At 71.8% G+C, this 15,036-nt stretch carries 10 protein-coding genes; 6 read left to right on the top strand and 4 right to left on the bottom strand.

Features of this window, described 5'->3' with window-relative positions:
- Positions 1 to 51: 51 nt before the first annotated feature.
- On the bottom strand, positions 52 to 1,470 hold the full coding sequence (locus OG538_RS32795) for a helix-turn-helix domain-containing protein (RefSeq protein WP_406099142.1): 1,419 nt from the start codon (positions 1,468 to 1,470) through the stop codon (positions 52 to 54).
- Positions 1,471 to 1,958: 488 nt separating this feature from the next.
- On the opposite strand from OG538_RS32795, the gene OG538_RS32790 reads away from it, so the two are divergent.
- Positions 1,959 to 4,142, top strand: coding sequence for a discoidin domain-containing protein (locus OG538_RS32790; protein WP_406099141.1), 2,184 nt, complete (start codon positions 1,959 to 1,961; stop codon positions 4,140 to 4,142).
- 67 nt (positions 4,143 to 4,209) lie between these two features.
- Here OG538_RS32790 and OG538_RS32785 read toward each other — a convergent pair whose 3' ends face one another.
- Positions 4,210 to 6,801 carry a SpoIIE family protein phosphatase gene (locus tag OG538_RS32785; RefSeq protein WP_406100397.1) on the bottom strand — a complete coding sequence of 864 codons (2,592 nt, stop codon included), beginning with the start codon at positions 6,799 to 6,801 and terminating at the stop codon, positions 4,210 to 4,212.
- Positions 6,802 to 7,403: 602 nt separating this feature from the next.
- Between OG538_RS32785 and OG538_RS32780 the strand changes: the two genes are divergently transcribed.
- Entirely contained in the window at positions 7,404 to 8,729 is a 1,326-nt protein-coding gene (locus OG538_RS32780; RefSeq protein ID WP_406099140.1) for a geranylgeranyl reductase family protein, read from the top strand.
- A gap of 29 nt (positions 8,730 to 8,758) precedes the next feature.
- Here the strand turns inward: OG538_RS32780 and OG538_RS32775 are convergent, their stop codons facing one another.
- Positions 8,759 to 8,989, bottom strand: a complete 231-nt coding sequence (locus OG538_RS32775; protein WP_406099139.1) for a DUF6059 family protein — start codon at positions 8,987 to 8,989, stop codon at positions 8,759 to 8,761.
- Between the two features lie 172 nt (positions 8,990 to 9,161).
- Between OG538_RS32775 and OG538_RS32770 the strand changes: the two genes are divergently transcribed.
- Genes OG538_RS32770 through OG538_RS32755 form a run of 4 tightly spaced genes read left to right on the top strand, consistent with a single transcriptional unit; the run spans position 9,162 to position 12,284 of the window.
- Positions 9,162 to 9,935 carry a BTAD domain-containing putative transcriptional regulator gene (locus OG538_RS32770; protein WP_406099138.1) on the top strand — a complete coding sequence of 258 codons (774 nt, stop codon included), beginning with the start codon at positions 9,162 to 9,164 and terminating at the stop codon, positions 9,933 to 9,935.
- A gap of 2 nt (positions 9,936 to 9,937) precedes the next feature.
- On the top strand, positions 9,938 to 10,705 hold the full coding sequence (locus OG538_RS32765; protein ID WP_406099137.1) for a thioesterase II family protein: 768 nt from the start codon (positions 9,938 to 9,940) through the stop codon (positions 10,703 to 10,705).
- Positions 10,702 to 11,577: a metallophosphoesterase family protein gene (locus OG538_RS32760; protein ID WP_406099136.1), complete on the top strand. Its 876-nt coding sequence runs from the start codon at positions 10,702 to 10,704 to the stop codon at positions 11,575 to 11,577. The genes OG538_RS32765 and OG538_RS32760 overlap by 4 nt, the downstream gene beginning before the upstream one ends.
- Positions 11,574 to 12,284 (top strand): 4'-phosphopantetheinyl transferase, encoded by a 711-nt coding sequence (locus tag OG538_RS32755; RefSeq protein WP_406099134.1) that lies wholly within the window; start codon positions 11,574 to 11,576, stop codon positions 12,282 to 12,284. Before OG538_RS32760 ends, OG538_RS32755 begins: the two co-directional genes overlap by 4 nt.
- Here the strand turns inward: OG538_RS32755 and OG538_RS32750 are convergent.
- Entirely contained in the window at positions 12,221 to 14,956 is a 2,736-nt protein-coding gene (locus tag OG538_RS32750; protein ID WP_406099133.1) for an AAA family ATPase, read from the bottom strand. The two genes, OG538_RS32755 and OG538_RS32750, sit on opposite strands and share 64 nt — an antisense overlap.
- Positions 14,957 to 15,036 lie beyond the last annotated feature (80 nt).

The following is a 15,036-nucleotide window of genomic DNA, read 5'->3' as shown; positions in this document are numbered from 1 at the left end:
CCGTTGGGGCGCGGGGGCGGGGCGTGATCCATACGTCCCGCCCTCCGGGTGTCAACGCACCACCGCCGCCAGCCTGCTGACGAAGCCGTCGTTCTCGGGGCTGCTGCCCGAGTGGGCCGAGAGCCGGGCGTGGAGTCCGCGCAGTTCCTGGCCGAGCAGCGTCGACGGATTCACCTCGGTGGTGTCCAGGACCGGGCCTGCCACAGCGTGCGCGGCCGCCGGATCGCCGGCGCACGCGTGCGCGTCGGCCATCCGGGCCAGGAACAGCATCCGCGCCGAGTGCATGCCGGGCGGCAACAGGCCGAGCGCGGTGCGGGTCGCCCCGACCGCGCGGAGCGCGAACCGGCGGTCACCGGTGGCCGCGGCGAGATCGCGCAGCGCGCCGGCGGCGCCGGACTCCACCCTCAGGCGCACCGAGGCCACGGAGAGCCACGGTGCCTCGGTCTCGTCGTGTTCGCCTGCCCGGTCCATCTGTGACCAGGCCCGGTCGATGTGCCTCAGGGTCCGGGCGGCGTCGCCGCGGACCGCGTGTCCGCGCGCCTGGTACATGTCGCTCAGGGCGCCCGCCCAGTGCCGGCCCGTGGCGGCCTGGCCTATCGCCCCGCCGTAGGCGAGTGCCGACGGCCCGTCGCCCTCCAGCCGGGCCAGGGTGCTCATGTCGCTGAGGGCTGCCACCTGCGTTCCGACGTGACCGGCCATGGCGGACCACAGCAGCGAGCGGTCGAGCCACGCCATGGCGGTCCCGTTACGGCCCCACAGCAGCCGGAGGCAGCCGGCCGATTGTGCGTACTCGGCGGCCAGTGGCGCCAGTTGGGTCTGGAATGACGCCGTCGGGAGTGCCATCCACCGGAGCATGGCGTGCAGCGTGCGCTCGACGACGGCGGTCGCCCCCGGCCAGGCCCGTTCCTCGTCGGCGCGCAGGCAGACCGCGAGCAGGGCGGTCAGCGCGTGCACGGTGTCGTTGTCCAGGACCGGTCGTGGCTGCGTGTCCGGTCCCAGCGCGCAGAAGGCCGCGTGCAGGGCGATGACGTCCGTGAGTACGGGGACCGAGCAGCCGTCACGGCCGTGCACCGGGCAGACGAGTCCGTAGGCGGGCAGGCTCGCAGGCAGGACGGCCCCCGGCGGAAGCATGGCCGGCAGCGCTCCGCCGGCGGGTTCTCCGGGCAAGGGGCCATTTCGTACGGGGTCGGCCGCGCCCGGGGCCCCGCCCGTGCGCTCCTGTCCCTCGGCCGCTTCGCAGGCGGCCACCAACTCCCCTTGGGTCGAGAGCAGTTCGTCCAGTCTTCGGGCCAGTGGCAATGGCGTTCTCCGACTGCCGCTCTCCAGCTTGCTGATGGCCGTGTGGTCGTACCCCACCCGGGCACCCACCTGGGCCTGGGTGAGCCCGGCCCGTCTGCGCCACTGCCGTAATCGGTCCCCGAACGAGCGCCACACTTCAGCGGTCCGGGCGTCCGCCGGAGCAGGACCCATGCCCTCGCTCACCCGGAACCCCGTCGCGCCCGGTCAGGGGCGCCCCGCGTGCCACGCTCACGGCTCATGCCCCGGAGGATAGCGAGCAGCCGTGCCGACTGTCCCCCACGTGTCGGCAAGATGTCCGGTAACAGGCGCTGCGTTCCGGGCGCGGGTCCTACCTCTTCATCATTCCGGGCGCGTCCGGGCGTCGCCGGCTCGGGGTGTCAACGTCATTGCGCTTCGCCGGAGTTCGGCGCGGTCACCACATCATCATCTGAATCTACGGCCCTTCGGGTTCTCGATGCGGATGACCTCAAGCCGTAGGCAATGAGGTCATTCGTGAGGTATCCGTCGTCATTTTTTGTTCCCAACAGCGCCCGACCAAGCGGGTGTTGCACACCTATTGACGTGTGGGGCGGCAAGGGAGAAGTATCCCCATCGGCCGGAGAGAGCGCTCTCCGGCTTCGTGTCGTGCACCCGTACCGCGACTCAGGAGACAAGCCCCCATGTACCCACCCCCCTTGTTCCGCAGACTCGCGCCCTCGACCGGAAGAAGACGCGCCGGTGTGCTGGCCGCCGTCGCCGGCCTCGTCGTCTCGCTGCTGGCCTTCGTGCCGTCCACCCCCGCGAGCGCGGCCCCGTCGCTGCTCTCACAGGGCAGGACGGTGACCACCTCCAGCCAGGAGAGCGACGGCACGCCCGCCGCCTCCGCCGTCGACGGCGACAACGGCACCCGCTGGTCGAGCGCGTTCTCCGATCCTCAATGGATCAAGGTCGACCTGGGCTCCGCCGCCTCGGTCAGCCAGATCGCTCTCAAGTGGGAGGCCGCCTACGCGAAGAGCTACCGGATCGAGTTCTCCACGGACAACAGCACCTGGAGCACCGCCTACTCAACCACCACGGGCCCCGGGGGCACCGAGACGCTGAACGTCTCCGGCACCGCCCGATATGTCCGGCTGACCGGCACCGCCCGTGCCACCCAGTACGGGTACTCGCTCTGGGAGTTCCAGGTGTTCGGCACCGTCGGCGGCGGAGGCGGCCCGCAGATCCCCGGCGGCGGCGACCTCGGGCCGAACGTCCTCGTCTTCGACCCGTCGACACCCAACATCCAGGCGAAGGTCGACGAGGTCTTCAAGCAGCAGGAGTCGGCCCAGTTCGGGACCGGCCGCTACGCGCTGATGTTCAAGCCGGGCACGTACAACAACATCAACGCGCAGATCGGCTTCTACACCCAGATAGCCGGTCTCGGGCTCAAGCCGGACGACACCACGTTCAACGGCGACGTGACCGTCGACGCGGGCTGGTTCAACGGGAACGCCACCCAGAACTTCTGGCGCTCCGCCGAGAACCTCGCCCTCAACCCGGTGAACGGCACCGACCGCTGGGCCGTCTCACAGGCAGCCCCCTTCCGCCGGATGCACGTCAAGGGCGGCCTCAACCTCGCACCGAACGGCTACGGCTGGGCAAGCGGCGGGTACATCGCCGACAGCAAGATCGACGGCCAGGTCGGCCCCTACTCACAACAACAGTGGTACACCCGCGACAGCTCCATCGGCAGCTGGGGCAACGGCGTCTGGAACATGACGTTCTCCGGCGTCGAGAACGCACCCGCCCAGAGCTTCCCCAACCCCCCGTACACCACCCTGGACACCACCCCCGTCTCCCGCGAAAAGCCCTTCCTCTACCTCGACGGCAACGACTACAAGGTCTTCGTCCCCGCCAAGCGCACCAACGCCCGCGGCGTCTCATGGAACGGCACCCCGCAGGGCGAGTCCATCCCGCTGAGCCAGTTCTACGTGGTGAAGCCCGGCGCCACCGCCGCAACCATCAACGCCGCCGTCCAGCAAGGCCTGCACCTGCTGTTCACCCCCGGCGTCTACCACGTCGACCAGACCATCAACATCGACCGCGCCAACACGGTCGCACTCGGCCTGGGACTCGCCACGATCATCCCCGACAACGGCGTCACCGCCCTCAAGGTCGGCGACGTGGACGGCGTCAAACTCGCCGGACTCCTCGTCGACGCCGGCCCGCAGAACTCACAGGTACTGGTCCAGATCGGCCCCGACGGCGCCTCGGCCGACCACACCGCGAACCCGACGACCGTCCAGGACGTGTTCATCCGGGTCGGCGGCGCGGGAGCCGGCAAGGCCACCACCGGCATGGTCATCAACAACAACGACACGATCATCGACCACACCTGGCTGTGGCGCGCCGACCACGGCGACGGAGTCGGCTGGGAAACCAACCGGGCCGACTACGGCCTCCAGGTCAACGGCGACGACGTCCTGGCAACCGGCCTGTTCGTCGAACACTTCAACAAGTACGACGTCCACTGGTCCGGGGAGAACGGCAAAACGATCTTCTTCCAGAACGAGAAGGCGTACGACGCCCCCAACCAGGCCGCCATCCAGAACGGCAGCACCAAGGGATACGCCGCCTACAAGGTCGACGACACCGTCACCACCCACGAGGGCTGGGGCCTGGGCAGCTACTGCTACTTCAACGTCGACCCCACCATCCGCCAGGACCACGGCTTCCAGGCACCGGTCAAACCCGGCGTCAAATTCCACGACCTGCTCGTCGTCTCCCTCGGCGGCCAGGGCCAGTACGAACACGTCATCAACAACACCGGATCACCCACGTCCGGCACGTCCACCGTCCCCTCGAACGTGGTGTCCTTCCCCTGACGCCGCGCATGACCTGAACCGACACCGCGGGGCCCGGCAGTCGCTGCCGGGCCCCGTGGGCGTATGCCTACCCGGCCGGTGGCCCGCCCAGCGTCTGCTCGGACCAGATGACCTTGCCGCGTTCGGTGTAGCGGGTGCCCCAGCGCTGGGCGAACTGGGCGACGAGGAACAGTCCCCGTCCACCCTCGTCCGTCGTCGCCGCGTAGCGCAGGTGCGGGGAGGTACTGCTGCAGTCCGACACCTCGCAGATCAGCGCCCGGTCGTACAGCAGCCGCACGCTGATCGGCTCGGAGCCGTACCGGATCGCGTTGGTGACGAGCTCGCTCAGGATGAGTTCGGTGACGAACCCCTCCTCGTCCAGGCCCCGGTCGGTGAGCCAGCGGATCGCCTGCTTGCGGACGCCGGCGACAGCCGCGGGGTCCGGGTCCACCTGCCACTGGACGCGACGGGACGCATCCAGCGTGCGGGTGCGGGCGACGAGCAGGGCGACGTCGTCGCCCGGGCGGACGGGCAGCAGGGCCTCCAGCACGTCGTCGCAGGTCTCCTCGGGTGTGCGGTCGCGGCCTGCCAGGGCGTTCCGCAGCTGCTCCAGGCCGTCGTCGATGTCCCGGTCGCGACGCTCGATGAGACCGTCCGTGTACATCACCAGACGGCTCCCCTCGGGCACCTCCAGCTCGATCGCCTCGAAGGGCATGCCGCCGATGCCGAGCGGCAGACCGGCCGGGATCTCGGGGAAGTCCACGGTGCCGTCGGGCCGGACGAGGACGGGTCCGGGGTGCCCTGCACGCGCCACCGAGCAGCGCCCGGAGACCGCGTCGTAGATCGCGTACAGACAGGTGGCGCCGGTGATGGTCCCATCGCCGGTCTCCTCGTCCTGGTCCATCCTGACGACGAGTTCGTCGAGATGGCCGAGGAGTTCGTCCGGCGGCAGGTCCAGCTTGGAGAAGTTGTGCACCGTGGTGCGCAGCCGGCCCATGGTGGCCGCGGCGTGCAGACCGTGCCCGACCACGTCTCCCACGACGAGGGCGACCCGGGCGCCGGAGAGCGGGATCACGTCGAACCAGTCCCCGCCCACCCCCGCCTTCGCCGGCAGATAGCGGTAGGCGACATCCAGGGCGTTCTGCTCGGGGAGGCCGCTCGGGAGCAGGCTGCGCTGCAGGGTCACGGCCATCTCGTGCTCGCGGGTGTAGCGCCGGGCGTTGTCGACGCTGACCGCCGCCCGGGCCACCAGCTCCTCGGCGAAGGACAGGTCTTCGGCCTCGAAGGGGGCCTCGTTCTGTGCGCGCCAGAAGTTGGCCATACCGAGAATGACCCCACGCGCATGCAGGGGCACGGAAAGCAGCGAATGGAATCCGTACTCCAGGATCCGTACCGCCTGGTCGGGATCGGGCCGGCGCCACTGCTGGGACGAGGCCAGGTCGGCCACCCACCAGGTATGGCCGCTGCTGCTGCCGATGCCTTCGGCGCTGGTGGGCACGAACCCGATCACACGGCCCAGCGGGTAGAGCGGATGGTCCGGTCCGACGCCGCTCACAGCCGTGCGGCGCATGTCCATCGCGTCCCCGGAGGGCGGCTCCGGTTCTTCGCCGCGCAGTACGGAGTCGGCGAGGTCGACCGTCACGCAGTCGGCGAATCCGGGCGCGGCGACCTCTGCCAGCTCCTGCGCCGTCGTGGTGACGTCGAGGGTCGTCCCGATGCGGGCCCCCGCCCGGTACAGCAGCAGCAATCGCTCATGCACGGTCTCCGCCCGGCCGGTGACCGCCTGGAGTTCCGTGGTGTCCCTCAGCGTGGCGACCGTGCCGGGCGGACCGCCCCGCTCGCCCGTGGGGCGGAGGTTGACGGCAAGGAGCCGGTTGCCGGCAGGGCGCACCTCGTCCGTGGCGACCCGCCCGGAGGCCAGTAGCTTCGCAGTGCGTGGGTCCAGCCCCAGCTCCGTCACGGCACTGCCCTCCGCGTCGGCGGAGAGCCCCAGGAGCCGGCGGGCCTCGTCGTTGGCCAGGACCAGCCGGCCGTCGGCGTCGATGATGAGGACGCCTTCGCGGACGGCGTGCAGCACTGCGTCGTGGTGTTCGTACATTCGGGTCATCTCGGCCGGGCCGAGGCCGCGTGTCTGGCGGCTCAGGCGGCGGCTCACCAGGGCCGCGCCGCCGGCCGTGAGGGCGAGCGCGACCACGGCGGCACCCAGGGCCAGCGGGATGCTCGGGTAGGCGAGCTTGTTCACGGTCTCGACCCTGATGCCGACGGAGACCACTCCGGCGACCGTGCCGTCGGGCCGGTCCACAGGCACCACCGAGTTGACGGCGAGGCCTCGGCTGGCGGTGACGGTACGGGTGATGGCCTCGCCTTCCAGAGCCTCCTTGTACGGGCCGATGACGTGCTTCCCGATCAATGCGATGTCCGGGTGGGTGTAGCGGATGCCGTTGGTCCCGGCGACGACGACGTATTCCACACCCGTACTGCGCCGGATCTCCTCGGCTCGGGGCTGCAGCAGTTCCGTCGGGTCCTTGCTGTCGAGGGCCGCGGCGATGCCGGGCGCGTGCGCGAAGGTCTCGGCGACGCTCAGTGACCGGGCTCTGGCCACATTCATGCTGTCACGTCGCCCCTGCACCACCAGAGCGACGACCGCCGTCACGACGAGCAGCGCCACGATTCCCAGCATGAGGAAGAAGACCTGGCCGGCCACGGTGCGGACGCTGAAAAGTGCCCGCAGCCGGTGGCCCGGTGAGGACCTCCCGGGGTTTCGGCCGGAGGGCGCAGGCTCGTCACCGCCCGGGTGTCCGTCATCGTGTCGATGCGGCTGCCGGGCGGAGTGGCGAAACCGCGTCCGGAACCGACCTGTACCACCCACATCTTCAGGTTTAACACGATTCGTCGTGACCGCCCGTCCGGGTCCTGGCGCGTTCATGACCGCGAGACGTGTGAACGGAGCACGGCGAGGGCATATGACGGATTACCGACAGGAGGTGGCGCCAGTGGGCCGCATCAGGATCGTCAGACGTCCCCAGCTGCCGTCCCGGCCGCCGCCGCTCGATCTGCGCACCCCGTCCGGGCGCCCGCTTCCTTACTGACCGCTCCCCCACTCGCCCGTCGCCTTCGGGGCCGCACTCCGTGCGGCCCCGAAGCGCGTTCCGGGGGCGGGCCCGACGGCCCTCGGGCCCCGCGGTGTTGATCACCTGCGGCGGAGCAGGCCGAACCGGCAGGATGTCGGTGTACAGGGTCGCCGTCCGCGGGCGGTGCCGCCCGTCCCAGGAAAGGGTTCCCATGCGGGAAGCGCACGCAGACCAGTCCACCCCGGACGAACGCTCCGCCCCCGGCCCGTCCGAGGAGGCCCAGGTGATCGTGGTGGGCGCGGGGCCGGCCGGCTCGTCCGCCGCCTTCCACCTCGCCCGGGCGGGTGTCGACGTGCTGCTGCTGGAGAAGTCCGCGTTCCCCCGGGAGAAGGTGTGCGGAGACGGCCTCACCCCGCGCGCGGTGCATCAGCTGATCCGGATGGGGGTCGACATCAAGGCCCCCGGCTGGACTCGGTCACGCGGGATGCGATGGGTGACCGGTGAGCGTCAGGTGCAGATCGACTGGCCCGCGCTGGGCGGATACCCGGACTTCGGGCTCACCCGCAGCCGGCACGACTTCGACGACATCCTGGCCCGGCACGCGGTGACCGCGGGGGCCCGGCTGCGCACAGGCGTGAAGGTGACGGAGCCCGTGACCGACCGAGCCGGCCGTGTCACCGGCGTCCGGGCGGTGTCCGGTGCGGGAGATCCGGTGACACACCGCGCTCCGGTCGTCATCGCCGCGGACGGCGCCTCCGCACGGCTCGCACTCGCGTTGGGGTTGCAGCGGGACACGAAACGGCAGATCGCCACGGCGGCCCGCCGCTACTACCGCAGCCCCGAGCGTTCCCGGGAGGAGTTCCTGGAACTCTGGGCCGACCTCCGCTTTCCCGGGAGCGACCGCTATCTGCCGGGATACGGCTGGATCTTCCCGATGGGTGACGGCCGCGTCAACGTGGGCCTCGGCGCCATCCCCCACCGCCGCCACGGCAAGGCCGACCTGCGGGCCACCCTGGACCAGTGGCTGGCCCGGACGCCCGAGGCCTGGGGGCTGCGCGAGGAGAACGCCGAAGGGCCCGTACGCAGCGCCGCGCTGCCGCTGGGCTTCAACCGCCATCCGCTGTACACCAGAGGACTTCTCCTGGTCGGCGACTCGGGAGGCATGATCAGCCCCTGGAACGGTGAGGGCATCGGCCAGGCGCTGGAGGCCGGAGAAGTCGCGGCCGAGGCGGCCGCGCTCGCGCTGGCCCTGCCGGCGGGCCCGAGGCGGGAGAGGGCGCTCCACCACTACCCGGTCGAGATGAACCGTCGCTGGGGCAGCTACTACCGGCTGGGCAACACGGCCGCCGACCTGGTCTTCAGCCGGTCGGGGTTCCAGCCCGTCCTCAACCGCTACGTGATGGGCTCCCCGTTCCTCCTCAACACCCTGGCCCGGCTGCTCACCAATCTCACGGACAAGCCCTCGCGCGATGTGATCGACCATGTCCTGAACACTGCGGTGCGTCTCGTGCCGGCTCCGGGCGCGCGCCGGCGCTGACCGGCCCACCGTAGGCCGGTCTTGGACCGTCAGCCCTCGTACGGATCCGGACCGGCAACCCCGAGCAACTGCCGCCCCCATGTCATCTCCGCCTCACTGAGCGGGACTTCGGGGCAAAGCCGTTCGGGGTGGCCCGGGGGCGGCCCACCGGGGGGCCCGTCCTCCGGGACGGGAACGGGCGGGATGTGGACCCAGATCTGGCCGAAGGCGACCAGCGCGTCGGCGCAGGATCGCAGGAATCGGGCGAGGAGGATGCGCATGCACCCAGCCTGCCCAGCACCGCCAAAGGCGCACCAAAGCCGACCGCCCTCAGCGCATTTCAGCCAATCGGCATACGTACGCAGTTTCCCCGATGTGCGGACAGGCGTGGTGCCTCGAAAGTGACGGGAGCCGCACACACGAAAGTACGTTCCCCTACCGCCCGAGGTATCGATGCGCTACGAACTGCTCGGCCCCCTTCGCGTCTCCCACGACGGTCGTGGACACTCCCTGAGTGCTCCCAAGATGGAGATGACACTGGCCACCCTGCTCGTCGGTGCCGGACGCGTCACCACGAAGGAACAGATCATCGAGGAGCTCTGGGGGTCGGGACCGCCCCGGCGCGCGTCGGCCGCCGTCCATGTCTACCTCTCGCAGCTGCGGAAGTTCCTCACCACCGCCGGGGGCGACCAGGGCCGCGCCATCACCACCAAACCGTCCGGCTATCTGATGCGGCTGGACGGATCCGGCTACGACGTCGACGACTTCCGTGCCGCCATGCACGAAGGCCGCTTCCTTCAGCAGGCCGGCCGTTTCGAGGCCGCCCTCGACGCCTTCGGCCGGGCGCTGTCCCTCGTACGCGGGACCGTACTCGACGGCATTCCCGAGGGCCCGGTACTCACGCGCTTCGCCACCTGGGTGGAGGAGGAGCGGCTCGCCTGCCTCGAACTGTCCGTCGAAGCCAGTACGGCGCTCGGCCGGCACCGCGAGGTCATCAGCCTGCTGAACACCCTCACTGCCCAGTACCCCCTGCGGGAATCCTTCTACCGCCAGCTGATGCTGGTGCTGTACCGCTCCGAGCGACAGGCGGAGGCCCTTCAGGTCTACCGCTGCGCACAGCGCGTCCTCAGATCCGAACTGGGCCTGGAGCCCTGCCGGTCGCTGCGCCGGCTGCATCAGGCGATCCTTACCTCGGACCGCCTCCTCGATCTCCCCGTGGCGAGCTGACGGTGGCCCCGGAGCGACAGGACACCTGGCTGCGCCGCTACCACGACACGGATGCCCGGGCCGAGCTCATCTGTTTTCCGCATGCGGGCGGCTCCGCCGGCTACTGGCACCCCCTGTCCGCCGCCCTCCCGGCCATGGACGTCCGCGCCGTCCAGTACCCGTGCAGGCAGGACCGGTACCGCGAACCGGCCGTCCGTGATCTGCACCGGCTCGCCGACCTGATTGCCGAGGCCCTGAGCGACGGTCCGCCGCCGGCCGGGCCACGGGTCTTCCTGGGCCACAGCATGGGTGCCTCCCTCGCCCACGAAGTCGCCCTGCGGCTGGCCGGGACGCCGGACCGCGGTCCTGCGGCGCTCCTCGTGTCCGGCCGCCGGGCGCCGTCCCGCTCGGTGGCCGGCACGGAACGGCTGGAAACCGACGCGGCACTGATCGCCAAGGTCCGCTCGCTGGGCGGCACCCTGCCCGCCGTGCTGGACGACCCCGAGCTGCTCGGCCTGATCATGCCGGCGCTGCGCGGCGACTATGCGGCGCTCTCGGCCTACGTACCGAGCGCGGGCGTGCCCTTGGCGTGCCCGGTCGTGGCCATCACCGGGGACAGCGACCCGGAGGCGCCGGTCGCGGACGTACGAGCGTGGCGCGACCACACCACCGGCCCTTTCGAGCTGCGCGTCTTCCCCGGCGGGCACTTCTTCCTGGGCGACCACCTGCCGGCCGTCGCGGACCTCGCGACCGCTCTGTCGGCTGCGGCCCCGGCGGTGGGGCCGTCGTGAGCGGAGCGGGGAGCCTACTGGCCATCAGCGATCTGCATGTGGCGTTCGACGACAACCGGGCAGTGCTGGAAGGACTGCGCCCGGACCATCCGGACGACTGGCTGCTGGTGGCGGGTGACGTGGGCGAGATCGCCGGCGACGTCGGCCGCGCCCTGGACCTGCTGAGCCGGCGCTTCGCGCAGGTGGTGTGGGTACCGGGGAACCACGAGCTGTGGACCCACCGGCAGGACCCGGTGACCCTGCGGGGGCGCAGCCGGTACGAACATCTCGTGCGGATCTGCCGGGACCTGGGCGTACTCACGCCGGAGGACCCCTATCCCGTGTGGCAGAGCCCGACGGGCCCGGTCACGGTGGCACCGCTGTTCGTCCTGTACGACTACACCTTCCGGCCGCCCGGCACCAGGACCCGCGCCGAGGCGCTGGAACGGGCCCGGGCGCACGGGATCGTGGGCTCCGACGAGGCGCTGCTGCACCCCGACCCGTACCCCTCGATCGACGCCTGGTGCCGGGCGCGCCTCGCCGTGACGGAGCGCCGGCTCGCAGCGCTCGCCCCCGGCACCGAAACGGTGCTGGTGAACCACTTCCCGCTGGTGCGCGAACCCACCCGCGTGCTGCGCCATCCGGAGTTCGCCCTCTGGTGCGGCACCGGGGCCACGGCCGACTGGCACACCCGGTTCAACGCCCGGGCCGTGGTGTACGGGCATCTGCACATCCCCCGCACCACCTTCCACGACGGCGTCCGCTTCGAGGAGGTGTCGGTGGGCTACCCCCGCGAGTGGCGCAGGCGCGGGAACGGACCGGGCGGCACGCGGCTCGTTCTGCCCGGTCCGGACTCGGCCGGCCGGGCCGGCGGGCCGGCGGGCCTGCGGTGATCGGCGCACTGCTGCCTTCGGGGGCGGTGGGGGCCGAGGTGTACGACGATCCGCAGGAGGCCCGGCTCCACCCGGCGGAGGAGGCCGCCATCGCCCGGGCCGTGGAGTCGCGTCGCAGGGAGTTCACAACGGTGCGCCACTGCGCCCGCACGGCCCTTCGCGAACTGGGCCACGATTACGAGCCGTTGGTACCGGGACACCGGGGCGCACCCGGCTGGCCGGCCGGTGTGGTGGGCAGCATGACGCATTGTGCCGGTTTCCGGGCGGCCGCGGTCGCCCGGGTCGGGGTCCTGGCGTCGCTCGGGATCGACGCCGAGCCCGACCTTCCGCTGCTGCCGGGCATGCTCGCCTCGGTCTCCCTGCCGACGGAGCGACAACGCGTGGACGAACTGGCCGCGCACCGGCCCGGTGTGGCCTGGGACCGGCTGCTGTTCAGTGCCAAGGAGGCCGTGTACAAGACGTGGTTCCCGCTGACCGGACTGCTGCTCGACTTCCCGCAGGCGGAGATCCTGATCGATCCCGGGGGTACGTTCCGGGCGGTACTCCTGGTGCCCGGCCCCGTGGTCGGAGGCCGTGCGGTCACGGTCTTCCACGGCCGGTGGGCGGCCGGTGGCGGGTTGCTGGCCACCGCGATCGGCGTGCCTCAGCCGGCCAGGGCCATCAGCCGGACGAGTGCGGCGCGGGAGTTCACGCCCAACTTGCTGTAGATGTGCGTCAGATGGACGTCCACGGTGCGCGGGCTCACCCGCAGCCGCCCGGCGATGTCCTTCGTCTTCAGCCCCTCGCCGGCGAGATCGGCGACCTCGCGCTCCCGCAGGGTCAGTTCATCGAGCCCACTGCTGTCCCGACGCGTGGTCAACCGGACAGCTGACCTTGCCAGTTCGCGGGCCCGGGCGCCCGCGGGGCTGGAGTCGCCGAACAGTCTCTGCGCCTCCTCGTAGCACCGGGCGGCCTCCGCCGTCAGCTCCCGGCCCATCAGGGCATGACCGCGGGCCAGCAGCGCGTGCCCGCTCTGCTCGACCAGCCCCACGGCGGACGCGGCCTCCGCCGCCCGCTCGGCCCAGGCGTCCAGGGTGTCCGCGTCGGCCTCTGTCTGCACGACCGCCGCGGCGAGGAGTTCGTAGTTGCGGGCTGCGAACACGGCCACGGGCTCGGACACCCGCCAGGCCTCCCGCTCCGGGAGGAGGAGCTCCAGTGCGGTGCCGGCCTCACCCGCGGCGAGCGCGGCCTCGGCGAGGAGCAGGGCGTTGAGCGGTGTCCGGGGCTCCGGGGCACGGCCGAGGGGCCTTGTCGTGGCGGGACGCGGGGAGGTCCGGCCCAGCTGGGCCCAGGCGGCGGCAGTGATCGCCTCCGACAGGGCGACGTGGTCGCCGCGCCCCATGGCGCGCGCGGCGGCGCTGCCTTCCTGGACGGCGCCCAGGGCGTCGGCCAGCCGGCCGCTCTGGTAGTGCACATAGCCGAGCGTGTCGAGCAGAGGCGGCAGGAAGTGCGCGTCGCCGCGAGCCCGGACTGCGGTCAGCGCCCGCTCCGCGTGCCCGTACGCCGGTCCGTACCAGCCCATGAGCGCCTCTGCCCAGCTCAGGACCAGCAGATGGCCGGCCTCCTGGTCCCCCGCCTGCCGTCCCGAGTCCACCTCGTCCAGGGCCTGAGCGGCAGCGTCCAGGGACATCTCGGCCGCGCACATGTCGCCGTCGAGTACGGCGCACAGCCCGGCGAGGCCGAGGGCCCCTCCCATGGTGACCGGGTCCGCGCCGTCCGTACCGTGCACGAGTACCTCGACGTCGGTGCGGGCCGGGACGTGGCCGGCGAGCACCTTGCCGAGCTGCTGATGGACTCGCAGGAGCAGTCCGGCGCCGGCCGAAGCGGCCTGTGCTGCGGGGAGTTCGGCAGCCAGCAGCGCCTGGGCTTCCTCGTCGTGGCCGAGAGCCGCGAGCACGGCGGCGAGGAAGGCGACGGTCCGGGCGCGCAGCTCGGGTGTCCGGCCGTCGGGTCCCGCCAGCACGTCGGCCCGCAGTGCGACGATCCGTTCGGTGTCGCCCTCGGCGGCCAGGGCCCGGACCACCTGTTTCCACAGTCCGGTGCCGGCAGGGCAGGCGCTGCGGCCGTCACCGGTCCTGCGGGACAGGCGCAGCGCGGACGTCAGCCAGTGGGCCGCCTCCGCCGCTCTGCCCGCCTGCACACAGGCGCGCGCGGCGGCGGCCAGTACCTCGGCGTCTTCCGGCCGGATCCCGGACCCGGCGCGCTCGATGTGCGGGACGATGTCGAGGGCCGGGAGACCCAGCCGGGCGAATCGGTCCCGGGCCCTGCGATGCGCTCCCGATCGCCAGCAGGCGTCGGCGTCGGCATAGAGGCATCCCCTGAGCAGCGGGTGACGGAACACCAGGACGCCGGGCTGGGCCGTCGAGCGGACCAGGTCGCGGCGCCGCAGCTCGGAGAGCGCCCGGCATGCCTCGTCCCGGGACGTCTCGGCCACCTCGGCCACGGCGTCGATGTCGAAGACGCTGCCGAGCACTGCCGAAGCGTGCGCCACCCTGCGGGGCACGTCCGCGAGCAGCGCCGTCTCGGCGAGCAGCCGGGCGCCGAGCGAGCTGGATGTCCAGAGGTCGAGCGCGTCCCCGGTCAGGGATCCGGCCTCGGCCAGGGCGGTGAGGTAGAGCGGGTTGCCCGCGCTGTGCGCGTACAGCCGGGGAAGTTCCGGGGCATCCGCGCTCAGGCCCAGCACCTCGGCGCACCGGTGCGCGGGCAGTGCCCCGAGGGCGATGGTCTCGACGGCACCCAGCTCGCCGCCCTGCTGGAGGACGGCGCGCAGTGCGACGGGGGCCTGCCTCGGCCGGTGCGCGACGACGACCATCAGTCCGCGGTCGACGGGCCAGCGGATCAAGGTTTCCACCAGCCGGGCCGAGCCGGGGTCGGCCCAGTGGAAGTCGTCGAGGACGAGCAGCACGCCGCCGGGGGACGCGGCGGGTCCGGCCGTGAGGAGGCGGCGCACCCCTGCGAAGAACGGAGAGCGCCAGACGGACTGTTCGGCCCCGGGCGGGACGTCCGTGAGCGCGTCGACGAGCGCCGCCGTCGCCGCGGCGACGGCCCCCTTCTCCGTGGCTGCGCCCTGCCAGATGGTCAGCGCTTGCACCAGGGGGTGGAAGGGCACCTGTGCCTCCGCCTCGGAGCAGCGGCCGTGGAGTACGGCGAGCCCGTGCCCCCGGGCCTCCTTGGCCAGCGCGGTGAGCAGTCGGGTCTTGCCGGCTCCAGGGTCGCCCGTCACTTCCGCGATGGCCGGCCGGCCGTCGCGGGCGGCCTGGACGAGTTCCGTCAGCAGCGCCAACTCCGCGGTGCGGACAGTCGTTTCGGTGTTCGGCCCGGTGATGGTGGTGATGCCCATGTCGCAGGTCCCCTTCCCCCGGTCTGCGCTCCCGCGCTCTCGACGCTGAGAGACACCCAACAGCTGTGGCCCTCGCCAGG

It is taken from the genome of Streptomyces sp. NBC_01013 (genome assembly GCF_045162765.1).
GTDB lineage: Bacteria > Actinomycetota > Actinomycetes > Streptomycetales > Streptomycetaceae > Streptomyces.
Note: the sequence above shows the minus strand (reverse complement) of the source record. Positions and strands in the feature narration are given on the sequence as shown.

Bases quoted from the DNA above. Each gene is read 5' to 3' on its own strand.
- OG538_RS32795 (WP_406099142.1), bottom strand. From the start codon at position 1,470: ATGGGTCCTGCTCCGGCGGACGCCCGGACCGCTGAAGTGTGGCGCTCG.
- OG538_RS32790 (WP_406099141.1), top strand. From the start codon at position 1,959: ATGTACCCACCCCCCTTGTTCCGCAGACTCGCGCCCTCGACCGGAAGA.
- OG538_RS32785 (WP_406100397.1), bottom strand. From the start codon at position 6,801: ATGCTGGGAATCGTGGCGCTGCTCGTCGTGACGGCGGTCGTCGCTCTG.
- OG538_RS32780 (WP_406099140.1), top strand. From the start codon at position 7,404: ATGCGGGAAGCGCACGCAGACCAGTCCACCCCGGACGAACGCTCCGCC.
- OG538_RS32775 (WP_406099139.1), bottom strand. From the start codon at position 8,989: ATGCGCATCCTCCTCGCCCGATTCCTGCGATCCTGCGCCGACGCGCTG.
- OG538_RS32770 (WP_406099138.1), top strand. From the start codon at position 9,162: ATGCGCTACGAACTGCTCGGCCCCCTTCGCGTCTCCCACGACGGTCGT.
- OG538_RS32750 (WP_406099133.1), bottom strand. From the start codon at position 14,956: ATGGGCATCACCACCATCACCGGGCCGAACACCGAAACGACTGTCCGC.